This window comes from Propioniciclava sp. LT294 (genome assembly GCF_059516005.1).
In genome coordinates, this window is sequence record NZ_JCAKNG010000001.1 from 291,592 (window position 1) to 315,856 (window position 24,265).

Below are 24,265 nucleotides of genomic sequence, written 5' to 3' on the forward strand. Positions count from 1 at the left end.
GGCGCCCACCCTACCCGGTACTACCCTGACCCCATGGAAATGCTTCCCGCCGCATTCGCCTCCGGTTGGGCCAGTGGCATCAACGCCTGGGGCACCGTGCTCGTGCTCGGGGTCCTGGGCCGCTTCGCCGGCATCGAGGGGATCCCCGCCGGGTTCCAGCGCACCGACGTCCTGGTCATCATGGGCATCCTGTGCGCCATCGAGCTGGTCGCGGACAAGATTCCCTACATCGACAGCGCCTGGGACACCGTTTCCACCGTCATCCGGCCCATCGCGGGCGCGGCGATCGGCGCGGTCTACGCCGGAGCCACGGGCGACCTCGCCACGATCACGCTCGCCTCGGTGGGCGGCATCACCGCGCTCGTCAGCCACCTCACCAAGGCGGGCATCCGCCTGGCGGTCAACACTTCGCCCGAACCCTTCACCAACGTGGCGGCCTCCGCGACCGGCGATGTCGCGGTGACCGGCGTGGCCACCCTCGTCGCCCTGGCCCCCGTCGCGGCAGCGATCGTGGTCGCGGTCCTCATCGTGGTCGGACTGGTGGTGCTGTGGTCGATCACCAGCCGCATCCGGCGCGGCTGGGCCGCCTTCCGACGCTGGCGGAACCGCAACGACTCCCCCACCCCCGCCTGACGTGGGCCGCGTCACCGTCCTCGGCCACACCTTCGCCGGCGTCGCCGCGGCCGTCCGGCTGGCCCGGGCCGGCCACGAGACCACCCTGGTGGCGGCCCCCGGCGAGGCGGACGCGCTGCGTTCGGCCCTCGGCGACACCCTCGACTTCCCAGCCCCTTGGCGCGACCTGTTCAAGAAGTCCGGACGCCCCGCCGCCGGCGCGCTGGGACTGCACGGGCTCGACCTCGTCCCTGACCCCGACGGCGCCCCCACCGACCGCGGGGACGTCTGGTACGCCGACGTCGCCACCCTCGGCGAGGCCAACGCCAAGGCCTGGCGCGACTTCGTGGACGCCGCCGACGACACCTGGCAGACGATGCGCCCCCTGGGCCTGGAGGCCGAACTGACCCCGGACGCCGTCGTCCGCGCCGGCCTCCACCCGCGCCGGAGCCTGGCCGACGTGGCCAGGACGCTCCCGCACCCGGCGCTGGCCGCTCGGGTCGTGGCGCTGGCGTCCGACCGGGGGCTGGCTCCGGAGGCCACCCCTGCCTGGTTCACCGCCCGGCTGGCCGTCGAGCGGACCTTCGGGCGCTGGCGCCTGCAGGACACCGCCGGGACACCGCGTCCGGCGTCCGCGCTGGTGGACGTGCTGGCCGACCGGCTCGCCGAGCGGGGCGTCCTCATCACGGACGTGGCCCCCCGGGAGTCGGACGCGACGATCGACACCCGTGACCCGGGCGCGTCCTGGCGACGTCCGCCCCGGTGGTCGGGCCGCGACTCGTTCGTGGAGCAACTGCTGGCCCGCCCCGCCCTGCGCGACCAGCGACGTCCGGGCCTGTTCCACGCATCGGCGTCGAGCCCCGGCGGCACGGAGCCGTGGGCCCAACTCCTCACCGGCGCCCTCGCGACGTACGCCGCACACGAGTTCCTGACGGGCGAGGACATCCGTCCGACGAACAAGGCACTCGCGCGTTGAGGGGAAGGGGTAGAGTTGGCCTCTGGCCGAAAACAGACAGGACAGGGACCCTCCGCCTTGAACGACTCTGAACTCCTCGCCCGCGAGCTCGCCCAAGAGCAGGCTCATGTGGACGCCGTCTACGCACGCCTCGACGAGGCGGCACAGTCAGCCCGCAGCGCGGCCCAGACGGGCCACCAGATCTTCCAGTCCGACCGGCAGACATGGATGCGCGAGGAGGACGGGACGGCGCTCTTCGAGCGCGACGCCTTCACCTTCCAGGCCGCCAAGCGCCTCGCCGTGCTGGACGCCGAGCACGAGGGCCTGGTCTTCGGTCGGCTCGACCTCGAGGAGCCCGAGCATCGCGAGGTGCGCTACATCGGGCGCATCGGCGTCCGCGACGAGGAGTACGAGCCGCTGGTGATCGACTGGCGCGCCCGCGCCGCCGAGCCGTTCTACCGTGCCACCCCGCAGCAGCCGATGGACGTGGTCCGCCGCCGCGTCCTGCGTTGTCGCAACGACAAGGTCGTCGGCATCGAGGACGACCTGCTGGACGCCGAGTCCAACCATGACGACCTGCCGATCATCGGCGAGGGCGCCCTCATGGCCTCCCTGTCGCGCTCGCGCGGCATTCGCATGAGGGACATCGTCGCCACCATCCAGGCCGAGCAGGACATGGCGATCCGGGCCGACCACCCCGGCGTGACGATCATCAGCGGCGGCCCCGGCACCGGCAAGACCGTCGTGGCCCTGCACCGCGCGGCCTACCTGCTGTACTCGAACCGGCGCCGGTTCGAGCGCGGCGGCATCCTCGTCGTGGGTCCCGGCCCGGTGTTCATGAACTACATCGAGCGCGTGCTCCCCTCCCTGGGTGAGGATTCGGTGACGCTGCGCGCCATCGGCCAGGTCGCCGGCGACGTGCTGGGCGGGCTGTCCTCCCAGGTCGTCGATGACGCGCCCACGGCCTTCGTCAAGGGCTCGCTCCGCATGGTGTCGGTGCTGAAGAACCTCATCAACCTGCCACTGGGCGATCCCGATGCCGAGCCGCCCTCGCTGCTGGTGACCGTCAAGGGCAACGTGCTCAAGCTGGACGCCGCCCAGCTCACCCGCATCCGCTCGGGCGTGCTCGCCCACCAGCGTGTGAACCTCGGGCGCGCCGCGGCAGAGAAGGCGCTCGTCGCCGCCCTCGCCGCGCAGGTTCCCGACGATGCGGACGTGGATCCCGAAGCGGTCCCGGACCTCATCACCGACGCCACCTCCTATCGCGACTTCGTCGACGCGTGGTGGCCACCGCTGGCGGCCACGGACGTCCTGCGCCGGCTCGCCGACCCCCGCGTCACGGCCAGGGTCGCGGACGGCATCCTCACCCGGGACGAGCAGGGTGTCCTGTCGTCGTCCTACGCGGACGGGCATGAGTGGACCGTTGCCGACATGGCACTCCTGGACGAGCTCGTCTCGATCCTGGGGCCCGAACCCGTCGAGGACACCGGCCCGAGCCTGTTCATCGAGGGGGGTGAGGACGTCACCGAGTTCGTGACCACCGCCGACAGGCTGCGGCGCACCGTCGAGCACGACCTCACCGAGGATCGCCACGAGACCTACGCCCACCTGCTGGTGGACGAATCCCAGGACATCACCCCGATGCAGTGGCGCCTGTTGCGCCGCCGCGGTTCGCAGGCGTCCTGGACGATCGTCGGCGACATCGCCCAGAGTTCCTGGCCCGATCTGGACGAGGTGGGCCGCGCGGTCCGCGACCTGATCGGCAACGCGCCGCACCGCGAGTTCCGCCTGTCGGTGAACTACCGCTCCCCGGCCGAGGTGTTCGACCTCGCGTCGAAGGTCGTCAAGGTGGCCTACCCGCGCGCCGACCTGCCCCGGGCCGTGCGGTCGACCGGGCACGACCCCGAACTGCTGGAGACCTCATCCTCCGCGCTGGTGAGCGACCTGGTCCGCGTCGTCGACCGCATGACGGACGCCGTGGGCGGCACCGTCGGCATCATCGCGCCGCCGTCGCGGTTGGACGCGCTGCGTGAACTGCTGCCCCCGCGGCTGGGGACCCGGATGAACCCGGCCAACCTCGAGCGGGTGCTCTTCGTCTCGCCGCTGGAGGCCAAGGGCCTGGAGTACGACGCGGTCGTGGTGGTCTCCCCCGACGAGATCGTCGCGGAGTCCCCGGGCGGCGTCCGGGTGCTCTACGTCGCCCTCACGCGACCGACGCAGCGGTTGGTGGCCGTCGACATCGACGGCCCCGGTGCGTGGCGCCCGGCCGGCTGACCGGGTCGCAGAATCCCCTCAGGACGCCTGCGCGACCCCGTCTGCGCGCAGCCGCCCCAGGATCTCCGACGTCGCCGTGGAGCGGTTCAGCGTGAAGAACTGCAGACCGGGAGCGCCGGCGTCGATGACGTCGCGGCAGAGCTGGGTGACGATGCCGAGGGCCACCTCGCGGAAGCGCTCCTTGTCGTCGGCGACCTCGCGCAGGGGGAGCACGACGTCCGGGGGCAGGGGCGCCCCGGACATCGCGCCGAAGCGCTCGATCTGCGAGGCGGCGGTGATCGGCATGATGCCCGCGATCACCGGCATGGTGCCGCCCATCTGCCCGAACCGGCCGACCATCGACACGTAGGCCTGCGGGTCGAAGAACATCTGCGTGACGGCGAACTCCGCGCCGGCCTCCTGCTTGTCGAGCAGGATCCGCGCGTCGAGGTCAGCCGAACCCTCCGGGTGCGCGTTGGGGAACGCCGCGACGCCGACGGTGAAGTCGCCGTAGCCCTTGATGAACCGCACCAACTCGGTGGCGTTGATGAAGCCGTCGGGGTGGGGCTCGAAGCGTCCACCACCGGGCGGGTCGCCCCGCAGCGCGAGGATGTGGGTGACACCGAGCCGGGCGTAGGCGTCCAGGGCGCGCCTGACCTCTCCCAGCGGCTGGCCGGCCACGGTCAGGTGGCCCATCAACTGGCTGTCGGTCGTCCCCCGGATCGCCCCCACCGCCGCGAAGGTCTTGTAGCGGCTCGCCCCCGTCGCACCGTAGGTCACCGAGATCCAGTCGGGCTGGTGTTGGCGCAGGCTGTCCACAGTGCCGATCAGCTGCTGGACGCCCGCGTCATCAGAGGGTGGGAAGAACTCCACGCTGAACGTCGGACCGTTCCTGCGCGCCAACCGCTCGACGATGGACTCAGACATGCGGGCCACCCTAGTTCAGGGGGCCATCTCGGCCGCCGGTAGGCTCGGAGCGTGGTCAGCCTCGATTCCGCCAAGCCTGTCTCCGCCGAGTTCCGCGCGGGGGTGTCGGATGCGATCACGTCGTTCCTGGACACCCGGTCCGTGGTGCTCGACGGCATCGACCCGGCGACGGCGCCGCTCCTGGCACGCGCCCGGGTCTTCACCGACGGCGGCAAGCGCCTGCGTCCCGCGTTCTGCGCCTGGGCGTACGCCGCGGTGGCTGGCACGCTCGACCTGCCGGACGCCGTGGTGGCAGCCGCCGCTTCGCTCGACGTCCTGCACGTGTCGGCGCTCATGCACGACGACGTGATGGACGCCTCGGACTTCCGCCGGGGGGTCCCCGCCGCCCACCGCCAGTTCGAGTCGGACCACCGCGGGGAGTCCTGGCGGGGTGACGCCGAGCAGTTCGGTCGCGCCGGCGCCATCCTGCTCGGGGACCTGCTGCTGGTGTGGTCCGAGGACATGTTCCGCCGCGCCGGCCTGACCACCGACGAGGCCGAGCGCGGGCGTCCGCACCTGGAGGCGATGCGCACGGAGGTGACCGCCGGCCAGTACCTCGACGTCCTCGCGCAGGCCCGCGACCCCTACCCCCTGAGCCGCACCCCGGAGGGACGCGAGCAGCTCACGGCGCTGACCCGCACCGTCGTCACGTGGAAGTCCGCCTCCTACACGATCCGCCGCCCGCTCCTGCTGGGTGCGTCGATCGCCGGGGCGACCGACGCCCAGCTCGACGCCCTGACCGCCTTCGGCCAGCCGCTGGGGCGCGCGTTCCAGTACCGCGACGACGTGCTGGGCATCTACGGGGACGAGGCACTCACCGGCAAGGACTCGGGTGAGGACCTCCGGGTCGGCAAGCTCACGCTGCTCGCGGCCGAGGCCTTCGGCCGGGCGTCCGCGTCGGACGCCGCCGAACTGGCGACGCTCTTCGGCGACCCCCGCCTGGACGCGGCGGGTGTGGGCCGGGCCCGGGCCATCATCGACGCCTCCGGTGCCCGGGACGCGGTCGAGGCCGAGATCCACCGCGAGTACGACGCCGCCCTGTCCGCCCTCGGGCGGGCCGACCTCAGCGACGCCGGGCGCGAGGGCCTGGAGAACCTGGCCCGTCTCGCCGTCCGTCGGGACTTCTAGCCCCCGACGTCCAGCCCCCTCGCGCGAGGTGTGGATGACGTCGGGTCGCGCCGGGGTGCGCGGGCCTCAGAGGTGCAGGTCGTCGCTCGGTGGGAGCAGCGAGGGGTCGAAGGTCAGCTTCGGTGAGGTCCCGAACGCCGAGCTGATGACCTCCTCCATCCCCGGGTCACCGTCCCAGGCGGCCCGCAGTCGATCCTTCAGTTCCGTGGCGGCCGCCCGCGGGTCGGACGCCCGGGTGATCGCCCCGCCGACGGCGACGCGCTTGGCCCCGCCGCGCAGGACGGCGTCCAGCGATTCGAGCGTGATGCCGCCCACGGCGAACCAGGGCTTGGACGCCGGGTCATCCTGCGGCGCCTTCTGCGCAGCGTGCCGGATCAGCGGCAGGCCCGGCCCCACGAGCAGGAAGTCGACGTCCGGGTGGGCGAGGGCGGCCTCGGTCTCCTCAGTGCTGTTGCAGCGGCGCCCGATCAGCGTCCACTCCCCCACGATCAGACGGGTGCGGGCCGGGTCGGCCTCGTCGTCGGCGAGGACGAACAGGTCGGGCGAGAGCGCGGCGGCACGGACGGGGCGTCCGAAGTAGGCGGTGAGGCCCTGCGTGGGGCGGGCGGCCTCGGTGATCGCGTCGAGTCCGTCGGCAGCGGTGTCGTCGGCGATGACGTCCGCGAGATCCTCGTCCAGCATCACCGCGTCAGCACCCCCGGCATAGCTGGCGCGGGCGAGAGGCCCTACCGACTCCGGCTCGTCGGGCAGGATGTGGATCAGGCGGGCGAGCTTCAGCCGGGTGGCAATCCCCATCAGTGCGGTCACAGGGCAAGCCTGCCACATCACCGGCGGGTCGAGGGGGCCCTCGACGCGTGCCTGCCTACACTCGAGGCGGGACTGGCATGCCTCTCTTCCCCGATCCATGCCGGAGAACTGTGTTGACGACTGACCGCAACGGTGGCCTCGTGGGCCACGTGCTTGACGACCGATATGAGGTCGTCAAGAAGCTTGCGCGCGGGGGCATGGCCACCGTGTACGTCGCCAACGACCTGCGCCTGTCCCGCACCGTCGCGCTCAAGGTGATGAACGACGGGCTGGGCGACTCCGACGACTTCGCCGCACGCTTCGACACCGAGGCCCGGGCCGCCGCCCACCTGTCCCACGCGAACGTCGTCAGCGTCTTCGACCAGGGCATGGACGCGGGCCGCCCCTACATCGTCATGGAGTACGTGCCGGGCTGCACCCTGCGGCAACTCATCACGCGCGAGGCCCCGATGGAGCCGCGCCGGGCCGTCGAGCTCCTGGAGCCCGTCGCCTCCGCGCTGGCGGCCGCGCACCAGGCGGGCCTGATCCATCGGGACATCAAGCCGGAGAACGTCCTCATCTCCGACCGGGGCCAGGTGAAGGTCGCCGACTTCGGGCTGGCGCGAGCGGTGACCGCGCAGTCGAACGCGGCGACGACCGGCCTGGTCATCGGCACGGTCTCCTACATCGCGCCCGAGTTGGTCACGCGGGGCCGCGCCGACGCCCGTTCCGACGTCTATTCACTCGGCATCGTCCTGTACGAGATGCTGACCGGCCGCAAGCCGCACCAGGGCGAGACGCCGATCCAGGTCGCCTACAGCCACGTGCACAACCAGATCCCGGCGCCGTCGATGGAGGTCTCCACGACGTGGCGCGACGGGCGCGGTGGCATCCCGCCCTATCTGGACGCGCTGGTCACCACGGCCGCCAACCGTGACCGCGCCAGCCGGCCCGCGGACGCCGGCGTCCTGCTCGGCCACCTCCGCGCGGCCAAGGACGCCCTGGCCCGCGGCGTCGTGGACGACCCCGCCCTCGTGGCCCGGATGCGCCACACCGAGCCCGAGGCGGCCGACGGTGCGACCACGCCGGTGCCGACCATGCCGCCGCGGCTGGGCGCGGAACGCCGGTTCACCCCGGTGACGCCGGTGTCGCCGACGTTCGACGTCTCGGTCGACGGCGCACCCTTCTACAGCACCGGCCCCCTGCCCTACTCCCCGCAGTCCCCCCACACCCGCACCTTCCCCGAACTGTCGGCGCGCCCGACCCCGGCGCCGGTGCCCGGGGGCTCGGCCGCATCCCGTCCGCGCTCCGGCCCTCGCTGGGGGCGGCTGGTGGCAGTCCTGATCGTGATCGCCGTGCTCGGTGGCGCCGGCTGGGGTGGCTGGTACTTGGCCGAGGGCCGCTGGACGACGGCGCCCTCCCTGGCGTCCCTCACACAGGCGGACGCCACGGCCGCGGCGCTGGCCTCCGACGTGCGGGTGGAGTTCCAGCAGGAGTACAGCGAGGACGTCCCCGCCGGCCAGGTGATCCGTACCGAGCCGGGCCCCGGCGACCGGGTGCTGCGGGACGGCACGGTCAAGGCCTGGGTCTCGCGCGGGCCGGAGCGGTTCACGGTTCCGTCGGTCGTGCAGAAGCAGCGCGAGGATGCGGAACGGCTGATCACCGACACCTCCCTGTCGGTCGGCAACGTGGCGGAGGAGCACAGCGACACGGTCGCCCCCGGGGTGGTCATCGCGCAGGGCACGAAGGCCGGCACCCCCGCGAAGCGGAATTCCCCCATCGACCTCGTGGTCTCGAAGGGTCCGGCTCCCGTCGCGGTGAGGAGCTTCGTCGGCAAGCCCGTCGGCGAACTCCAGGCGTGGGCGAAGGGCAACGCGCTCAGGGTCGACCTGAGCGAGGAGAACCACGACACGGTGGCCAAAGGAGCCGTGATCTCACAGAACCCCGGTGACGGTCACCTGCTGCGCGGCGGGTCGATGTCCGCCGTCGTGTCGAAGGGACCCGTCATGGTGACGGTCCCCTCCGGCCTCCGTGGGATGGGGGCCGACAACGCAGCGGCCAAGGTCCGCGAAGCCGGCCTGGTGCCGGAGTTCAGGCGCCTCGTCAACGGCGGCTTCGGCATGGTGCTGAGCGTCGAGCCCGGTGAGGGCGCCAGCCTTCCGAAGGGCTCAAAGGTCGTCCTGAACCTCGTCTGACGCCGAGGGCTCCGAAGCCCGGCGCCGAGGGCCTGCCGCGGCGCTGGGTCAGACGCGCAGGTGCTCGATGAGCCGTCCGATGAAGGCCTCACACTGGGCCAGCTGGTCGGGATCGATGAACTCATCGGGCTTGTGGGCCTGGGCGATGTCGCCGGGACCACACACGACGGTCGAGATGCCCGCCAGCGCGTAGATACCGGCCTCGGTGCCGTAGGTGACCTTGTCCGGCTCGACGGCCAACCCGAGCTCGCGACCCAGTTCGACGACCGGGGCGTCCGCGGGGGTGTCGAGGCCGACGGTCGCCGTCTGCACCTGGAAGTCGACCCACGCATCGGCGTGCTCCGCCTTCATGGCGCGCTCCAGATCCCGGCAGTACGCCTCGAACCCCGCGATCACCTGCTCGTCGTCGGTCTGGGCGATCGAGCGGAACTCGCACGTCAGCGTGCACTCGGCCGGGATGATGTTCACGCCGTTGCCGCCGCTGATGAGGTTCACCGAACCGGTCGTGTAGGGGATGGGGTAGGCCTCGTCGAACGGACCCTCCGCCCGCCAGCGATCGCACTGGTCACGCCAGTGGCGCACCGCCGCTGCCGCGTACTCGATCGCGTTGACGCCCTCGGCGGTCAGGCTCGAGTGGGCCGCCACGCCATGGAAGGTCACCTTCACGAGGTTGATCGACTTGTGGGCCCGGATCATCCGCATCGAGGTGGGCTCCCCGACGAAGCACACCCGCGGCGCGATGCCCACCGAGCGCAGGCCGTCCACGAGCGGCTGGGCACCGATGCACCCGACCTCCTCGTCGTGGGACAGGGCCACGTGCACCGGCTCCCGCAGCGGCTGGGCGACCAACGCGGCGAGCGCGTCGACGATGATCGCGTCGAAGCCCTTCATGTCGGTGACCCCGCGGCCGTACAGCAGTCCGTCCCGCTCCGTCAGCGTGAAGGGATCGGAGGTCCAGTTCTGGCCGTCCACCGGGACCACGTCGCTGTGCCCGCTCAGCATGACGCCGCCGTCCGTGCCGCCCTGGGCGTCCGGCACCGTCACGACGAGGTTCGCCTTCGTCCCGTCCCCGTTCGGGAACAGGTGCGGCGTCAGACCCAGCGAGCGCGCATGCCCGGCGACGAGTTCGACGAGGGGCAGGTTCGAGTCGCGGCTGGTGGTGTCGATGCCGATGAGGCGCTCGAGCCAGGCCAGCACGCCGGCGGAGGGAGACGTCATGGCGTCCTGTCTACCACCGTCACGAGCCGGGCACCCACGGCGTCCCGTCGCGCAGGTCGTGCACGGTCGTGGGCGTCATCTCGTTGTAGCGCCCGTGCGCGAGCGCCCAGCCACGGTCGGAGAGCAGCGCCTCGTGGATGCCGAAGCCCTGCGGCGCCGCGACCTCGCGCAGGAAGTCGATGTGCTCCTTCATGGCCGCCCACGGCCCCATCATCGGGATCGCGACCACGTCGACGCCCGCCGGGGCGGTGTCGAGCGAATCCCCGGGGTGGAAGAACGTCGGCTCCCCCTCGGCGCTCACGACGAGGCCCACATTGCCGATGCGCAGGATGTCGCGGTGGATGACCGCGTGCAGTCCTCCCACCGCCTCGATCCGGACGCCACCCAGGTCGACGGTCTCGTCCTCCGCGATGCCCTGGACGCCCGCGGGCAACGGGTGGTGGCTGAGCACCCCCGGCTCCACCCAGACCTGCGCGCCGGGGTTGTCGGCGATCAGCGCCCCGATGTGCTCGGGGTCGATGTGGTCGGGGTGCAGGTGGGTGACGACGATGGCATCCAGGTCGGTCAAGCCGTGCCAGGCGTCGGAGAAGTTGCCCGGATCGAACATGATCCGCCGGTCGGCCACCTCCAGCAGGACGGCCGCGTGGCCCAGGTGCGTGATCTGCATGGGACCAACCTAAGCTCGGGGGATGAGCACTGGCTACCTCGAGGACCAACCGACCCGCGACGCCCTCGACGCCATGACCGGAGCCGTCGTGGTCGAGTTCGGGACCGATTGGTGCGGCTACTGCCGCGCGGCTTCCCGCTTCATCGAACCGGAGTTGGCCGAGCGCCCCGACATCATCCGCATCCGCGCCGAGGACGGCAGGGGCCGCCCGCTGGGGCGTTCCTTCAGGATCAAGCTCTGGCCGACGCTGGTGTTCCTGCGCGACGGCGTCGAGGTGTCCCGCGTGGTCCGGCCGGGCAGTCGTCAGGCGGTCGCCGACGCGATCGCAGCACTGGACGTCTGAGCAGGGCGCCGGTCAGGCCAGCAGTTCCGCGACCACCGTGCCGGCGTCGTGGCACTGGTCGACGGTCACGTCCAGGTGCGTCACCGCACGGACGACCCGCGCCCCGACCGCCGAGATCCTCACCCCACGCTCGGACGCCGACGCCACGACCTCTCCGGCCGTGCGCGACCCGGTGGGCACGATCACGATGTTGGTCTCGGGCTCGGCAACGTCGACCCCGGCCGAGCGGACGGCCTCGGCGAACGCCGACGCCGCCGCGTGGTCCTCGGCCAGCCGCTCGACGTGGTGGTCGAGCCCGTGCAGGCAGGCCGCCGCCAGCAGTCCGGCCTGGCGCCAGCCTCCACCCAACCGCTTGCGCAGCACGCGGGCGGACGCCATGGCCTCGGCCGAGCCGACCAACACCGACCCGACCGGCGCCCCCAGCCCCTTGCTGAAACAGACGCTGACGGTGTCGAAGAGCGCCCCGTAGGTGGCCAGCGGCACGCCGGTCGCCACGTGGGCGTTCCACAGGCGCGCGCCGTCGAGGTGCATCGCCACGCCCGCGTCCTGGCACAGGGCCCGCGTCGCGCGCAGGGCGTCCAGCGACTGCACCGTGCCGCCGCCGAAGTTGTGGGTGTTCTCCACCTCGACGCAGGCGGTGGAGACGAGGTAGGGGCCGGCGTCCGGGGAGAGCAGGGCCTCCACCGCGGCCGAGTCGAGTCGCCCGTCGGACGTCACCCACGTCCGCATGGTCACCCCGGTCAGCGCGCCGTGCGCCCCCATCTCGGCGCGCGCGATGTGCGCACCGGAGTCGCACAGCACCTCCTGGCCGGGCTTGACGTGCTGGGCCACACCCAGGACGTTCGCCAGCGACCCGGTCGCGCAGAACAGGCCCGCCTCGTGGCCGAGCAGGGCCGCGACCCGCGACTCGAGCTCCCCGATCGTCGGGTCCTCGGCGTAGACGTCGTCGCCGACCGGTGCGGCGGCCATCGCCGCGCGCATCGCGTCCGTCGGCTGGGTCAGCGTGTCCGAACGCAGGTCGATCATCACATCTCCCGCGGGACGAACTCCTGCACCGGGTTGCTGCCGCGCCGCAGGATGTCCGTGCGCAGTCGCTCGGCGAGGTAGAACGCGAGTTCGATGCCCTGGTTGCGGTTCAGGCGCGGGTCGCACGCGGTCTCGTAGCGGTCGGCCAGCGCGTCCTCGTCGAGCTCGTCGACACCGCCCACGCACTCGGTGACGTCGTTGCCCGACAGCTCGATGTGGACGCCACCGGGCCAGGTGCCCAGCTCGGCGTGCACGTCGAAGAACCCGTCGACCTCGTCCCAGATGACCGGGAAGGCGCGCGTCTTGTAGCCCCGCGCCGTCGAGTAGGTGTTGCCGTGCATCGGGTCGCAGACCCAGGCGACCTTGCGCCCGGTGCCCTCGATCGCCTCGATGATCGGCGGCAGGGCGTCCCGGACCCTGCCGGCACCCATCCGCGTGATGATCGTCAGGCGGCCCGGCTCGTTGTCGGGGTCGAGTCGCTCGACGAGCTCGCGCGCCTGGGCGGTGGTCGTCGACGGGCCGAGCTTCACACCGATCGGGTTGCGGAGCCTGCTCAACAGCTCGACGTGCGCGCCGTCGACCTGGCGGGTGCGCTCACCGATCCACAGCAGGTGCCCGGACGTGCCGTAGGCCAGCCCCGTGCGCGAGTCGATCCGGGTCAGCGCGTGCTCGTACTCCATGAGCAGGGCCTCGTGGGAGGCCCAGTAGTCGACCGTGCGGAACGCGTCGTCGCTCACGCCGCACGCGATCATGAACGCCATCGCGCGCTCGATCTCGTCCGCGAGCTGCTCGTACTTCGCCTCGACCTTCGAGTTGCGGACGAAGTCGGTGTTCCAGCTGTGCACGGTGCGCAGGTCGGCGAAGCCGCCGTTGACGAACGCCCGCACGAGGTTCAGCGTGGCGGCGGACGAGTTGTAGACGTCCAGCAGGCGCTTCGGGTCGGGGATGCGGGAGGCGGCGTTGAAGTCCAACCCGTTGACGGCGTCCCCCCGGTAGGCCGGCAGGGTCACACCGTCGCGGGTCTCGTCGTTGCTGCTGCGCGGCTTGGCGTACTGGCCGGCGATGCGGCCGACCTTCACCACCGGGACCTGCGCGGCGTACTGCAGCACGACCGCCATGGACAACTGGACGCGCAGCGCGTTGCGGATGTTCACCGCGGTCACGTTGCCGAACGTCTCGGCGCAGTCACCGGCCTGGAGCATGAAGGCCCGGCCGGCCGCGACGTCGGCGATGCGGGACTTGAGCTCGTCCGCCTCCCCCGCGAACACCAGCGGCGGCCGCTGCCGCAGCGCTCCCACCACGGACGCGAGCGCCTCTGTGTCGGGATAGGTCGGCTGCTGGGCCGCTCCGATGGCGTGGAGGTCAGTCAGCGAAGGGATGGTTGTGGACACCCACCCAGAATAGACGTTCGTCACGCGTGGGCCGCGGTCGGGACCGGGTTGCGGTACGGGCGTTCGCCTCAAGCGGACGCGCTGGGCGGCGGCGTGGGTGCCGGGCCACCGCCGGGCCGCTCCCTGACGCGACGGTCCGCCTCGGCGGCATCCACCGAACCCGACTTGATCGAGGAAGCGTAGGCCTGCACATACGTCTGGCCCGTGAGCTGCTGGATGGCGGCCATGACCTCGTCGGTGACCCAACGCGCCAGCGCCCGGTCGTCCTCCAGCCCCTGCCAGGCGGAGAAGTCCAGCGGCTCACCCACGACGACGCGCGGACGATCGACCCACGGGATGCCGAACTTCTTTCCGGTGATCTCCGCGCCGCGGATCCCGACCGGGACCACCGGGCAGCCGGTGATCAACGCGAGGCGCGCGACGCCCGTCTTGCCCTGGTAGAGCCGTCCGTCGGGCGAACGGGTGCCTTCGGGGTAGATGCCGACGACGCGCCCCTGCTGGAGGGCCTCGATGACCGGGCCGAGCCCGTCGACGGCAGCGCGTCCGCCGGTGCGGTCGAGCGGCACCATGCCCACGGCCTTGAGGAACCAGGCGATGGCGCCCCACACGAAGCCCTGGTCGCGACGGAACGCCTCCGCCTTGACGGGGAGCGTGACCTGGCGATCGATGAGCGCCGGGGTGAGGAAGGTGTCGGCGGAGGAGACGTGGTTGCTGGCGAGGATGACCCCGCCGGTGCGCGGGATGTTCTCCGCCCCCGTGATCGTGGCCTTGTAGCCGTGCTTGACGAACTGCACGAAGGGCACCTTGAAGAACCCGTACCAACTCATCTGCTTACCTCCTGCCGGGTCAGCCTAATGCTCTCGCCCCTACGATGGCGCCATGGCGAACCCGGACCACATGCGCCCCTTCCACGCCGACGGCGACGACGTGGGCATCCTGTTCTGCCACGGCTTCACGGGCTCGCCCGCCTCATTGCGCGGGTGGGCCGACCGGGCCGCCGAGGCCGGGCACACGGTGGCGCTCCCCCGGCTGCCCGGGCACGCCACCGTGTGGGAGGAACTCAACGTCACGAGTTGGCGCGACTGGTACGACTGCGTGGACGCCGAGTACCTCCGCCTCCAGGAGCGCTGCGAACACGTGTTCGTGGCCGGCTTGTCGATGGGCGGTTCCCTGGCCCTGCGTCTGGCCGAGCACCACACCGACGTCGCTGGCCTGATGCTGGTCAACCCCGCCCTCGGCGCGGTCGACCCGATGGCGCGGTTCGCGGGCGTGCTGAAGTACCTCGTGCCGTCGAGGCCCGCGATCGGCAACGACATCGCGCTGGAGGGCGCCGACGAGGGCTCCTACGACACGACCCCGGTCCGCGGCGTGCACGAACTGCACCAACTGTGGACCGACGTGCGCTCGGTGCTCGACCTGGTCACCTGCCCGATGATCCTGTTCCGCTCGACGGTCGACCACGTGGTGCCCGCCTCGTCGTCCGACACGATCCTGCGCCTGGTGTCGTCGACCGACATCACCGAGGTGCACCTGGCGAACAGCTACCACGTGGCCACGCTCGACCACGACGCGAACACCATCGTCGAGCAGTCGCTGCAGTTCGTGGACCGGATCGTGGCACGGGGCCGCTAGGCCCGGCGCGTCCGGGGCCACCTCTCCTCGGACACCCGCTCGACCGCGTGCACCAGCCGCAGCGGTGGCAGGAGGCCGCCAGAGGCCAGGGCGTCCAGCGCCGCCCGTTCATCGGGGGCCAGACCCTCCCCCTGCTCGACCGGCGCACCCAGCAGCACCGAGACCACGCACTCGCCACAGGCCGGCCCGCGGGCGGCACAGGCGTTGCAATCGACCAACATCGTGTCCATGTCGCCACCGTTGCAGGGGGGTCTGACATTTGGCGTGGACGGGTGTCCGCGCGCGGCGACGTCGCGGGTCTCCCGGCGCGGGGGTCGGCCTCAGACCTGTCGCACGAGTGCACGGGGCGCGGCACGCACCCCCAGCTGTGCCCACGCCGCGCGTCCCGCACGGCGTCCGGCCCGCGTCGCGCCCGTGGTGGAGGCGGACGAGCCGTACCCCACGAGCAGGATCCGGTCGTCCTTGGCCAACCGGACCTCGTCGCGCATGAGGATCCCGCCACCGGGTTCGCGCAGGCGGAGCGGCGACAGGTGCTTCAGGGCGGCCCGGAAGCCCGTGGCCCACAGGACGGTGTCCACGTCCACGTCGGTCACGGCGTCGAACGGCTGCCAGGACGGGGGGACCACCAACGCACCGGACGCGCTGGGACCCAGCCCCTCGGCGCCGTGCGTGAAGGCCGGCTCGGGTTCGAACCGCGCCGTCGTGGGACCGAACGACCGCACCATCCCGCGCGAGACCAGCACCCCGGCGTCCACCCCGTCGAGGTACTCGCGCCAGAGCGGGATCCCGGTCGTCCGCACCACCGATGCCGGCGGCAGCCCCGCGCCCGTGCGCTCGCGCACGGCGCGCTCGACGGCCACGCCCCAGTCGTTCTTCACGAACGGCGACGCGGTGAAGTTCGGCGGACGCCGCGTCGCCCAGGTCGTCGTCGCGGCGAACGTCGCGATCGGCAGCAGGAACTGGACGGCACTCAGCCCACCGCCGACGACCAGCACGCGGCGATCGGCGAAGTCCTCGGGACGCCGGTAGTCGACGGTGCGCAACTGGCGGCCGGTGAACGTCTCGATGCCGGGGACGTAGGGCACGAAGGGGTTGGTCCACGTGCCGGTCGCCGAGATCAGGAGCGTGGTGGTGAAGCTGAACGGACCCTGGGGCCCGGTCGCCTCGACCAGCAGCGCACCGGGCCGGTCGAGGTGTCCGGCCTCACGAACCGCCACGACCTGCACCGGTCGGACGACCTCCAGCCCGAACTTCTCCTCGTAGCGACCGTAGTAGTCGGCGACGACCAGGCGTGAGGGCACCGCCGGATCGGGACGCCCCAGAGGCATCCCGGGCAGGTCGGCGATGCCGTGCGCCTTGTCGAAGGTCAGGCTGTCCCAGCGGTGGCGCCAGGCCCCGCCCGGGCCGTCGTTGCCGTCGACGACGACCATGGACTCGCCGGGCACGAGGCCTCGCACGACCAGTTCGTGCGCGGCTGCGAGCCCGGCCTGTCCCGCACCGACGATGGTGACGTCGAGGTGGCGGTCGGCGAGTCGGGCGGTCGTGGTCATGGCCACCACAACCCCGCGGGCGCCCGTCCGATTCCCCGGCCCTCGCGGTTGCACGGAAAGTGTCGGCCCCGGCCCCTAGCGTCTGCCGGCATGACGACCTCCGCCCTCCAGCCCAGCCTCGACGACCTCGGCCGCCACCTCGCCACCACCCCCTTCGTGGTGGTGGATCTCGAGACGACCGGTGCGGGCGCGGACGCGTCGATCACGGAGGTGGGAGCCGTCCGGGTCGAGGGCGGTGAGGTGATCGGCGAGTTCCAGACGCTGGTCAACCCGAACGCGCACATCCCGCCGCTCATCTCGGTCCTGACGGGCATCACGAACGCGATGGTGGCGGACGCCCCGCGCGTCGACCAGGTGATCCCGCCGTTCCTGGAGTTCGCCAGGGGCGCCGTCCTGGTGGCCCACAACGCGGGCTTCGACGTGGGATTCCTGAAGCGCGCGTGTGCGGCCCAGGAGATCCCGTGGCCCGGCTTCGGCGTGGTGGACACGGTGGCCCTGGCCCGAGGCGTCCTGATGCGCGATGAGGTGCCGAACGTCAAGCTCGCCACGCTGGCCCGGCACTTCCGCGCCCCCGAGGCGCCGAATCACCGGGCCCTGACGGACGCACGGGCCACGGTCCAGGTCCTGCACGGCCTGCTGGAGCGGGTCGGGAACCTCGGCGTCCACACGCTGGAGGACCTGCTCGAGTTCACCCGGGGAGTCTCCCCCGAACGCCGCGCCAAGCGGACGTTCGCCTCGGACGTGCCCGCGGCGCCGGGCGTCTACCAGTTCGTGGCGGACCTGCCCGACCGTGAGGGGAACGTCCGCCGCCAGGTGCTCTACGTCGGCAAGAGCGTCAACCTGCGCCATCGCGTTCGCAGCTACTTCACGGCCGCCGAGAAGCGCCCCCGGATGGAGGAGATGGTCCGCATCAGCACCGGGGTCGAGACGACGGTGTGCCGGACCGCGCTCGAGGCGGAGGTGCTGGAGCTGCGCCTCATCGCCGCCCACGCCCCCCGGTACAACAGGAGGTCGAAGTTCCCCGAGCGCCAGCATTGGCTCAAGCTCACCGACGAGCCCTACCCGCGGTTGTCGCTGGTGCGCAGGGTCGCCGACGACGGGGCCTGCCACTTCGGCCCGTTCTCCCGCCGCGAGGCGGCCGAACAGGCGGCGCTGGCGGTGTACGAGGCGTTCCCGATCCGGCAGTGCACCGAGCGGCTCTCGGAGCGCAGGCGCGTGAGCCGCTGCGCCCTGGGTGACCTCGGCAAGTGCCTCGCCCCCTGTGACGGCACCACCTCCCGCGCCGACTACGTGGTCGTGGCGGACGCCGTCCGCGCCGGTCTCACCGTCGACGTGCGCGGTGTCCTGCAGGCGCCGCGGGAGCGCCTCGCCCGGCTCATCGCGTCCGAACGGTTCGAGGAGGCCGGCCGGCTGACCGCCCGGCTGGAGGCCTTCGTCCGGGCGTCGACGCGCGCCCGGCGGATCGAGGCGTTGGCCGGCTGCCCCCAGGTCGTGGCCGCGAGCCGGGGCGAGAAGGGGTGGGAGGTGCACGTGATCCGGTACGGACGCCTCGCCGCCGCTGCGCTGGCCCGGCCCGGGGAGGTCGTCCAGGCGGTGGCACGGGACGCCGTGCGCGCGGCGGAGCACGTTCCCCAGCCGGTGCGGGGCCAGCCCGCCGCCACGATCGAGGAGGCCGAACGTGTCGCGGGGTGGCTGGAGCGGCCGGGCACCCGCATCCTCGAGATCGAGGGCGACTGGGCCTGGCCCCTGCACGGGTCGATCGCGATGGATGACCTGCCCCGCCACGCCCTCCCCGACGGCCCGGTGCTCGATAGGGTGGCACCATGAACACCGCCATCGTCTTCATCACCACCGAGGTCGACCGCGTGAGCGAGGTCGCCGAAGAGGTCGCCACCCTGACGGGCGTCACCGAGGTCTACTCGGTCACCGGTGACATCGACCTGGTGGCCATCGTCCGCACCCGCGACGTCGAGTCGATCGCCGACGTGGTGACGGGCAAGATCAACAAGGTCGTCGGCGTGACCGGCACACAGACCCACCTCGCGTTCCGCGCCTACTCCACCCACGATCTGGACGCGGCGTTCTCCCTGGGTGAGTGATGCCCGGTCGCGGACGCGTGACGGTCGACCCGAACGCCGGACGCCCCCGCCGGTGCGGCGGGGGCGTCCGATTTCGCTGAGGCGGATCAGGCCTCGGTGACTTCGACCGACTCCACCACGACCGGCTCGACCGGGCGGTCGCCACGGCCGGTGCGCACCTTCGCGATGGCGTCCACGACGTCGCGGCTGGCCTGGTCGGCCACCTCGCCGAAGATCGTGTGGCGGAAGTTCAGGTGCGGGGTCGGCACGACGGTGATGAAGAACTGCGACCCGTTCGTGCCGGGGCCGGCGTTCGCCATCGCGAGCAGGTAGGGCTTGTTGAAGGCCAGGTCGGGGTGGAACTCGTCGCCGAAGCGGTAGCCCGGTCCGCCCGTGCCGGTGCCCAGCGGGCAGCCACCCTGGATCATGAAGCCGTCGATGATGCGGTGGAAGCCCAGTCCGTCGTAGAAGTTGCCGGTGGTGGCGGCGCCGGTCTCCGGGTCGCGGTACTCCTTGGTGCCGGTCGCGAGGCCGACGAAGTTCTCGACGGTGTTGGGAGCCTGTTCAGCGAACAGGTTGAGGACGATGTCCCCGTGGTTGGTGTGAAGCGTCGCCTGCTGGGCCACGGTGGATCCTTTCGCGTCGTTACTCGCGCCGGACGGCGCAACGTGCGCGGACCACGTTACCCAACGGACCCTGTTCCTCGGGGACACGCCTTGGGTACGGTGGAACCACGCGATCACGCGAACCACACAACCGCAACGGAGGAACCCCGTGAACCGGAAGCAGTTCGAACGCGCCGTCGGTGACACCACCCACGCCGCGAGCGACCTCGGCAAGGACGCCCTTGCCCAGGCTCAGGTGTACCTGCAGCAGGCCCAGGAGTACCTGGCCCCGCGCGCGCAGGATGCGCTCCACCAGGCCGGCGAGTACATCGGCCCGTACGCCCACGACGCCAAGAAGCGCGGCGCCAAGCTCGCGGCTGACGCCATGGACGCCGCCCGCCCGAAGATCGATGAGGCGCTGGACCGCGTGTCCCCCGCCCTCGACAACGCCTACGCGCGCATCGCGCCGGCGGTCGACACCGCACGGAGCAAGGTGCAGTACAGCCTCCTGCCGACGCTGAGCGAGGTCCTCCACACCGCCGCTGACGACATCGCCAAGGTCGAGCTCCCCGACGTTCCGGCCCCCAGGAAGAGGTCGTCCGCCTGGGCGACCATCGGTCGGCTGTTCCTCGCCGGAAGCCTCCTCGCGGTCGTGGTCTTCGCCGTGAAGAAGTTCCTCTCCCCCGATGACTCCGGGTGGCAGGCGCACGAACCCAGCCAGCCCTACGTCCCCACCGCGACCCAGACGATCGTCGACGACCTCGCCACCGCTGCTGCCCACGAGCAGACCGACGTGGACGCCGCCGAGCAGTGGATCGAGGACGGCGGTCACACGCTCCCGACCGACGACCCCATCGCCACCAGCGAGGCCGAGGTCACCGACGAGACCACGGAGGGCGATGCTGCCCCTTTCGTGGCTAGCCCTTACGGGGCCGGCTCCTATGTGGGGTCCGAGCCGCCGGAGGGCTTCGCCATCAAGGGCAACGAGCGCTCGATGAAGTACCACGTCGAGGGCAACGGCGGTTACCAACGCACGATCGCCGATGTCTGGTTCAACAGTGAAGAGGCCGCCGAGGCGGCGGGCTTCACCAAGGCCCAGCGCTGAGGGCCTGATCCGGCCCCCGGACGAGGCGTGAGAGGAGGGGCGTGACCACCACGGTCACGCCCCTCCCGCATGTCCGGGCGGAAACGGTGCGGGGACGGCTCACAATCCGGCCCCCTCACAGGCCTTCTTGGTTGGAACATCCCTCAGGAGGCCATCAACCATGTCGCGATCCGAACCCCGAACCATGTCCCGGCCCGTCCCCACCATCGACCCCACCGCGTGGGTCGGTGCCGCCCCCTTCGCCGCCCACCTGCACCAGCTGTGTGCGGCCTCGGGCCTTCCCTGGCAGGTCATCGCCACCTTCGCCGGCGTGCCGCTGCGCACGGCCGCGCGGCTGGTGCCGGCCGGGGGCACCGCGGAGGGCAATCCACCGCGCCTGCGCCGCATCCCGCGCGCCACGGCCCGCCGGCTGTGGTCCGTCCAGGCGGACGACCTGCACCGGCTGCGCAGCACCTGGGTCGAGGCCGGTCCGACCTGCGCCCGGGTCGTCCGCCTCATCGCGACCGGCGTCCCACCCCGACAGGTGGCAGCGCACCTCGACTGCACGCTGGGATACCTGGAGCGCCTGGTCGACGGGCTGCCCGCCACCGTGACCGCCGAGGTCGCCGTGCGTGCGCGTGTCGCCGCCGAGACCGCGGACCGGGCGTTCACCCGTCGGGCGCTCGCCGCCGCCTAGGGTGTCGTCGTGCCCTGGCCCTCCCCCGCCCCGGCCCTGCTCTGCGCGGTCGTGGCGGCCCTCGCGTCCGCGGCCCTCACCCCCGTCGTCCTCCGCGCCCTGCCCGAACCCGATGATCCGGACGGCAAGCCGCCCTACGCCGCACTGTCGACACCCCGCTTCCACGGCACCGTCGGTCTGGCGGCGCTCGTGGCCGGCTCGGTGGTGACGGCCACGCTCCCCTGGCAGCACTGGCCGGCGTGGGCGGCACTGGCGACGGTCGGCGTGCTCGCCTGCACGATCGATGCCCACACCACGTGGCTGCCGCTCCCCCTGGCCAGAGCCGGGTGGGCCGTCGCGGCCATCGGCGTCCTCGTGGTCAGCCTCACGTCGGCAGCGTGGACGCCGGCACTGGCCGCAGCCACCGGGGCTCTGGTGCTCGGCGGCCTGTTCCACCTACTGTGGCGTCTCACCGGTGCGTTCGGCTACGGCGACGTCCGCCTCGCAGCGACCATCGGGGCCGTCACCGCACTGGACTCGGCCTCCCTGGTGATGGGCTCGCTGGTGCTGGGTTCGGCCACGGGCGCAGCCATCGGCCTCGGTCACCGGTTGGCCGGGGGCCGCGGCCCGTTCCCCTACGGGCCCGGCCTGCTGGCCGGACCCTTCCTGGCACTCGCGGCTCGCGACGCCCTGGCCGGCGCGGGGCTCAGCTGGCCAGCGACTGGGTGAGGGCCACCCAGCGCTTCAGCAGGCGGGCCGCCTCGCCGGAGTCGATCGCCGCGGTGGCACGTGCGAGCGGCTCGCGGAACTGCTCCGTCAGGTCCGCGTCCGGGTCGGGACCATCGAAGGCGAGAATCGCCGCGGCGGCGTTCAGCAGGACGATGTCCCGGACGGCACCGGTCCGTCCGGCGAAGGTGTCACGGACGACCTGCGCGTTGAACTCGGGCTCGCCGCCGACGAGGTCCTCCTTCGTCGCCACCGCGATCCCCAACTCCGTCGGGTCGAGGGTCGTCTGCACGACGCGGCCCTCGCGGATGACCCAGACGTCCGAGGTGGTCGTCGTCGTCAGCTCGTCGAGACCGTCCCCGCCGTGGAAGACCAGCCCGCGGTTGCCGCGTCCAGCCACCACGTCGGCCACCAGGGCCGCCACCACACGGTCGGCCACACCGATCGCCTGGGCGGTCGGACGCGCGGGGTTGGCCAACGGTCCGAGGTAGTTGAACGTGGTGCGGATGCCCAACTCGCGCCGCGGCAGCGCCGCGTGGCGCAGGGAGGGGTGGTAGTGCGACGCGAAGAGGAAGACGATGCCGACCTCCTCGAACACGCGACTCTGCAGCGACGGGTCGAGGTCGAGGACGACACCGAGGGCCTCGAGGCAATCCGCGGTCCCGCTCTTGCTGGAGGCGGCGCGGTTGCCGTGCTTCACGACCTTCGCCCCCGCAGCGGTGGCGACCATCGACGCCATGGTCGAGATGTTGACCGTGTTGGCGCGGTCACCGCCGGTACCGACGATGTCGACGGCTTCGCGGGACGGCAGTTCGATCGGACGCGCGTTGTCGAGCATCGCCGTCACGAGCCCATTCATCTCGTCCGGGGTCGCACCCTTCGCCTGGAGCGCCACCATGAACCCCGCCACCTGCACGGGCGAGGCTGCTCCGGAGAGAATCTCGTTCATGGCCCACGCGGTGTTCTCGTGGTCCAGGTCCTGGCGGTTGACGAGGGTGGTGAGCAGGTCCGGCCAGGTGGGGCTCACTTGGCCTGCGCCTCGCTCGCCAAGCGGACCCGCAGCGTGTCGGCAACAGCACTGGGAAGGCGCACCGGGTCGATCGGGTAGGGCACCACGGCATCCGCACGCGACCACGTGGCGAGCCACGCGTCGGCCACGCGCGCGACCAGGAGGACGACGGGCGGGCAGTTCACGTGCTCGTCCTTCACCTGGCGGCACAGGCCCATGCCGCCGGCCGGGGTCGACTCCCCGTCCATGACCACGAGGTCGATGCCGCCGCCATCCAGCGTCCGGCTCACGGCCTGGTGCGTGGCGCACTCGACGATCTCCACCTCCGGCAGGTCAGCAGCGACGCGACGCCCCAGCGCGAACCGAACCTGGTCGCGGGTGCTCCGGTCGTCGGAGTAGACCAGGATGGTCGCCTTGGGGGTAGCTGCCTCTTCGCTCATCGCGTCCTCACTTCTCCAAACAAGTCGGGATGATGGTCATCGTAGCCCCGCTGCGCTCACGCGCGCACAAGGGCCCAGCGACGACGCGCACAGTCACGGACAGGTAACGAACCGGGTCATTCTGTCCACTGCGGCTCGGGCCGACGTGACCCGGAGAAGGGTTCCCGGTAATAATGACGCCCGTGGCGAATACAACGAAGTCGAGCGCGGTCCCCGTCATCCCTCACGGAGCCATCCACCCGATTGCCCCGGCACGCTTGCACGGTATCAAGGGCAAGCCGGACATGGTGGCCGTCGGGACAGTCATCTGGCTCGCGAGCGAGTTGATGTTCTTCGCGGCCCTGTTCGCCGCCTACTTCAACCTGCGCAACCACACGACGGCCATGGCGGCCCCGGGTGAACAGACCATGTGGGAGTGGGGCACCGCCCACTTCATGCAGGACTGGTTCGGCATCTCCCTGCCGTGGTTCTCCCTGCTGAACACGACCGTCCTGGTGCTGAGCTCCGTCACCTGTCAGGTCGGCGTGTTCCGCGCGGAGAAGGGCTACGTGTCGCGCACCGGCAGCATCTTCAACGTCGCCTCCTGGGGCATGCGTGAGTGGTACGTCCTCACCTTCCTGATGGGTTCGTTCTTCCTCGGTGGCCAGGCGTACGAGTACTTCCTGCTCGTCTCCGAAGGGTTCGTCCTGCAGACGAACGCCTACACCTCGGCCTTCTTCCTCGCCACCGGCTTCCACGGCCTCCACGTGCTCGGCGGCCTCATTGCCTTCCTGCTCATGATCGGCCGCACCTACGTGGCGCGGACGTTCACCCATGAGCAGAGGGTCCATGCGATCGTGACGTCGTACTACTGGCACTTCGTCGACATCGTCTGGATCATCCTGTTCGCGGTGATCTACCTCATCCGCTGACCGTCCCTCCTCCT

General features: G+C 71.7%; 25 protein-coding genes. 13 read left to right on the forward strand and 12 right to left on the reverse strand.

What is annotated here, in order from left to right; all coding sequences use genetic code 11:
• Positions 1-33: 33 nt before the first annotated feature.
• From AC5YDA_RS01360 to AC5YDA_RS01370, 3 genes are read left to right on the forward strand one after another with little or no spacing between them, the layout of a single operon-like run.
• Positions 34-633: a DUF4126 domain-containing protein gene (locus tag AC5YDA_RS01360; RefSeq protein ID WP_496188097.1), complete on the forward strand. Its 600-nt coding sequence runs from the start codon at positions 34-36 to the stop codon at positions 631-633.
• A 1-nt stretch (position 634) separates the two neighbouring features.
• A complete protein-coding gene (locus AC5YDA_RS01365; RefSeq protein WP_496192722.1) occupies positions 635-1,588 on the forward strand; it encodes a hypothetical protein in 954 nt (317 codons plus the stop codon).
• Between the two features lie 57 nt (positions 1,589-1,645).
• Entirely contained in the window at positions 1,646-3,841 is a 2,196-nt protein-coding gene (locus tag AC5YDA_RS01370; RefSeq protein WP_496188099.1) for a HelD family protein, read from the forward strand.
• 18 nt (positions 3,842-3,859) lie between these two features.
• Here AC5YDA_RS01370 and AC5YDA_RS01375 read toward each other — a convergent pair whose 3' ends face one another.
• A complete protein-coding gene (locus tag AC5YDA_RS01375; RefSeq protein WP_496188100.1) occupies positions 3,860-4,747 on the reverse strand; it encodes a methylenetetrahydrofolate reductase in 888 nt (295 codons plus the stop codon).
• Between the two features lie 51 nt (positions 4,748-4,798).
• Here AC5YDA_RS01375 and AC5YDA_RS01380 point away from each other — a divergent pair, with 51 nt between their 5' ends.
• A complete protein-coding gene (locus AC5YDA_RS01380) occupies positions 4,799-5,914 on the forward strand; it encodes a polyprenyl synthetase family protein (RefSeq protein WP_496188101.1) in 1,116 nt (371 codons plus the stop codon).
• 66 nt (positions 5,915-5,980) lie between these two features.
• Here the strand turns inward: AC5YDA_RS01380 and AC5YDA_RS01385 are convergent, their stop codons facing one another.
• The gene (locus AC5YDA_RS01385) at positions 5,981-6,721 is read right to left on the reverse strand and encodes a thiamine phosphate synthase (protein WP_496188102.1); all 741 of its coding nucleotides are present in this window, start codon (positions 6,719-6,721) and stop codon (positions 5,981-5,983) included.
• Positions 6,722-6,861: 140 nt separating this feature from the next.
• On the opposite strand from AC5YDA_RS01385, the gene pknB reads away from it, so the two are divergent.
• On the forward strand, positions 6,862-8,895 hold the full coding sequence (gene pknB / locus AC5YDA_RS01390; RefSeq protein WP_496188103.1) for a Stk1 family PASTA domain-containing Ser/Thr kinase: 2,034 nt from the start codon (positions 6,862-6,864) through the stop codon (positions 8,893-8,895).
• Positions 8,896-8,943: 48 nt separating this feature from the next.
• Here the strand turns inward: pknB and argE are convergent, their stop codons facing one another.
• The gene (gene argE / locus AC5YDA_RS01395) at positions 8,944-10,113 is read right to left on the reverse strand and encodes an acetylornithine deacetylase (protein WP_496188104.1); all 1,170 of its coding nucleotides are present in this window, start codon (positions 10,111-10,113) and stop codon (positions 8,944-8,946) included.
• A gap of 19 nt (positions 10,114-10,132) precedes the next feature.
• Positions 10,133-10,780, reverse strand: coding sequence for an MBL fold metallo-hydrolase (locus AC5YDA_RS01400; RefSeq protein ID WP_496188105.1), 648 nt, complete (start codon positions 10,778-10,780; stop codon positions 10,133-10,135).
• A 22-nt stretch (positions 10,781-10,802) separates the two neighbouring features.
• Between AC5YDA_RS01400 and AC5YDA_RS01405 the strand changes: the two genes are divergently transcribed.
• Complete coding sequence (locus AC5YDA_RS01405; protein WP_496188106.1) at positions 10,803-11,123, forward strand: thioredoxin family protein; 321 nt, start codon at positions 10,803-10,805, stop codon at positions 11,121-11,123.
• A 12-nt stretch (positions 11,124-11,135) separates the two neighbouring features.
• Here the strand turns inward: AC5YDA_RS01405 and AC5YDA_RS01410 are convergent, their stop codons facing one another.
• From AC5YDA_RS01410 to AC5YDA_RS01420, 3 genes are all read right to left on the reverse strand, one after another.
• Positions 11,136-12,149, reverse strand: coding sequence for a threonine aldolase family protein (locus AC5YDA_RS01410; protein WP_496188107.1), 1,014 nt, complete (start codon positions 12,147-12,149; stop codon positions 11,136-11,138).
• Positions 12,149-13,540 carry a class II 3-deoxy-7-phosphoheptulonate synthase gene (locus tag AC5YDA_RS01415; protein WP_496188108.1) on the reverse strand — a complete coding sequence of 464 codons (1,392 nt, stop codon included), beginning with the start codon at positions 13,538-13,540 and terminating at the stop codon, positions 12,149-12,151. The genes AC5YDA_RS01410 and AC5YDA_RS01415 overlap by 1 nt, the downstream gene beginning before the upstream one ends.
• Before the next feature lie 68 nt (positions 13,541-13,608).
• Positions 13,609-14,367, reverse strand: coding sequence for a lysophospholipid acyltransferase family protein (locus AC5YDA_RS01420; protein WP_496188109.1), 759 nt, complete (start codon positions 14,365-14,367; stop codon positions 13,609-13,611).
• Positions 14,368-14,419: 52 nt separating this feature from the next.
• Between AC5YDA_RS01420 and AC5YDA_RS01425 the strand changes: the two genes are divergently transcribed.
• Positions 14,420-15,172, forward strand: coding sequence for an alpha/beta hydrolase (locus AC5YDA_RS01425; RefSeq protein ID WP_496188110.1), 753 nt, complete (start codon positions 14,420-14,422; stop codon positions 15,170-15,172).
• Here AC5YDA_RS01425 and AC5YDA_RS01430 read toward each other — a convergent pair.
• Together AC5YDA_RS01430 and AC5YDA_RS01435 are read right to left on the reverse strand one after the other, a co-directional pair.
• The gene (locus AC5YDA_RS01430; RefSeq protein WP_496188111.1) at positions 15,169-15,402 is read right to left on the reverse strand and encodes a hypothetical protein; all 234 of its coding nucleotides are present in this window, start codon (positions 15,400-15,402) and stop codon (positions 15,169-15,171) included. The two genes, AC5YDA_RS01425 and AC5YDA_RS01430, sit on opposite strands and share 4 nt — an antisense overlap.
• Positions 15,403-15,492: 90 nt before the next feature.
• The gene (locus AC5YDA_RS01435) at positions 15,493-16,722 is read right to left on the reverse strand and encodes an NAD(P)-binding domain-containing protein (protein ID WP_496188112.1); all 1,230 of its coding nucleotides are present in this window, start codon (positions 16,720-16,722) and stop codon (positions 15,493-15,495) included.
• A 90-nt stretch (positions 16,723-16,812) separates the two neighbouring features.
• Between AC5YDA_RS01435 and AC5YDA_RS01440 the strand changes: the two genes are divergently transcribed.
• Both AC5YDA_RS01440 and AC5YDA_RS01445 read left to right on the forward strand, forming a co-directional pair.
• A complete protein-coding gene (locus AC5YDA_RS01440; protein ID WP_496188113.1) occupies positions 16,813-18,549 on the forward strand; it encodes a DEDD exonuclease domain-containing protein in 1,737 nt (578 codons plus the stop codon).
• A complete protein-coding gene (locus AC5YDA_RS01445) occupies positions 18,546-18,821 on the forward strand; it encodes an Lrp/AsnC family transcriptional regulator (RefSeq protein ID WP_496188114.1) in 276 nt (91 codons plus the stop codon). The genes AC5YDA_RS01440 and AC5YDA_RS01445 overlap by 4 nt, the downstream gene beginning before the upstream one ends.
• A gap of 86 nt (positions 18,822-18,907) precedes the next feature.
• Here AC5YDA_RS01445 and AC5YDA_RS01450 read toward each other — a convergent pair whose 3' ends face one another.
• Positions 18,908-19,426 carry a peptidylprolyl isomerase gene (locus AC5YDA_RS01450; protein WP_496188115.1) on the reverse strand — a complete coding sequence of 173 codons (519 nt, stop codon included), beginning with the start codon at positions 19,424-19,426 and terminating at the stop codon, positions 18,908-18,910.
• Between the two features lie 148 nt (positions 19,427-19,574).
• Between AC5YDA_RS01450 and AC5YDA_RS01455 the strand changes: the two genes are divergently transcribed.
• From AC5YDA_RS01455 to AC5YDA_RS01465, 3 genes are all read left to right on the forward strand, one after another.
• Entirely contained in the window at positions 19,575-20,510 is a 936-nt protein-coding gene (locus tag AC5YDA_RS01455) for a sunset domain-containing protein (RefSeq protein ID WP_496188116.1), read from the forward strand.
• Positions 20,511-20,670: 160 nt separating this feature from the next.
• On the forward strand, positions 20,671-21,186 hold the full coding sequence (locus AC5YDA_RS01460; RefSeq protein ID WP_496188117.1) for a hypothetical protein: 516 nt from the start codon (positions 20,671-20,673) through the stop codon (positions 21,184-21,186).
• Between the two features lie 9 nt (positions 21,187-21,195).
• Positions 21,196-21,894, forward strand: a complete 699-nt coding sequence (locus AC5YDA_RS01465) for an A24 family peptidase (RefSeq protein WP_496188118.1) — start codon at positions 21,196-21,198, stop codon at positions 21,892-21,894.
• Here the strand turns inward: AC5YDA_RS01465 and trpD are convergent.
• Both trpD and AC5YDA_RS01475 read right to left on the reverse strand, forming a co-directional pair.
• Positions 21,872-22,918, reverse strand: coding sequence for an anthranilate phosphoribosyltransferase (trpD, locus tag AC5YDA_RS01470; RefSeq protein WP_496188119.1), 1,047 nt, complete (start codon positions 22,916-22,918; stop codon positions 21,872-21,874). The genes AC5YDA_RS01465 and trpD overlap by 23 nt on opposite strands.
• Positions 22,915-23,340, reverse strand: coding sequence for a response regulator (locus tag AC5YDA_RS01475; RefSeq protein ID WP_496188120.1), 426 nt, complete (start codon positions 23,338-23,340; stop codon positions 22,915-22,917). Before AC5YDA_RS01475 ends, trpD begins: the two co-directional genes overlap by 4 nt.
• 173 nt (positions 23,341-23,513) lie before the next feature.
• Between AC5YDA_RS01475 and ctaE the strand changes: the two genes are divergently transcribed.
• Positions 23,514-24,251 carry an aa3-type cytochrome oxidase subunit III gene (ctaE, locus tag AC5YDA_RS01480; protein ID WP_496192723.1) on the forward strand — a complete coding sequence of 246 codons (738 nt, stop codon included), beginning with the start codon at positions 23,514-23,516 and terminating at the stop codon, positions 24,249-24,251.
• Positions 24,252-24,265 lie beyond the last annotated feature (14 nt).

Coding starts and splice junctions, on each gene's coding strand:
- AC5YDA_RS01445 (WP_496188114.1), top strand. CDS start 18,546: ATGAACACCGCCATCGTCTTCATCACCACCGAGGTCGACCGCGTGAGC.
- AC5YDA_RS01425 (WP_496188110.1), top strand. CDS start 14,420: ATGGCGAACCCGGACCACATGCGCCCCTTCCACGCCGACGGCGACGAC.
- AC5YDA_RS01435 (WP_496188112.1), bottom strand. CDS start 16,722: ATGACCACGACCGCCCGACTCGCCGACCGCCACCTCGACGTCACCATC.
- AC5YDA_RS01405 (WP_496188106.1), top strand. CDS start 10,803: ATGAGCACTGGCTACCTCGAGGACCAACCGACCCGCGACGCCCTCGAC.
- AC5YDA_RS01410 (WP_496188107.1), bottom strand. CDS start 12,149: ATGATCGACCTGCGTTCGGACACGCTGACCCAGCCGACGGACGCGATG.
- AC5YDA_RS01475 (WP_496188120.1), bottom strand. CDS start 23,340: ATGAGCGAAGAGGCAGCTACCCCCAAGGCGACCATCCTGGTCTACTCC.
- AC5YDA_RS01460 (WP_496188117.1), top strand. CDS start 20,671: ATGTCGCGATCCGAACCCCGAACCATGTCCCGGCCCGTCCCCACCATC.
- ctaE (WP_496192723.1), top strand. CDS start 23,514: ATGACGCCCGTGGCGAATACAACGAAGTCGAGCGCGGTCCCCGTCATC.
- argE (WP_496188104.1), bottom strand. CDS start 10,113: ATGACGTCTCCCTCCGCCGGCGTGCTGGCCTGGCTCGAGCGCCTCATC.
- AC5YDA_RS01360 (WP_496188097.1), top strand. CDS start 34: ATGGAAATGCTTCCCGCCGCATTCGCCTCCGGTTGGGCCAGTGGCATC.
- AC5YDA_RS01375 (WP_496188100.1), bottom strand. CDS start 4,747: ATGTCTGAGTCCATCGTCGAGCGGTTGGCGCGCAGGAACGGTCCGACG.
- AC5YDA_RS01440 (WP_496188113.1), top strand. CDS start 16,813: ATGACGACCTCCGCCCTCCAGCCCAGCCTCGACGACCTCGGCCGCCAC.
- AC5YDA_RS01400 (WP_496188105.1), bottom strand. CDS start 10,780: ATGCAGATCACGCACCTGGGCCACGCGGCCGTCCTGCTGGAGGTGGCC.
- AC5YDA_RS01420 (WP_496188109.1), bottom strand. CDS start 14,367: ATGAGTTGGTACGGGTTCTTCAAGGTGCCCTTCGTGCAGTTCGTCAAG.
- AC5YDA_RS01430 (WP_496188111.1), bottom strand. CDS start 15,402: ATGGACACGATGTTGGTCGATTGCAACGCCTGTGCCGCCCGCGGGCCG.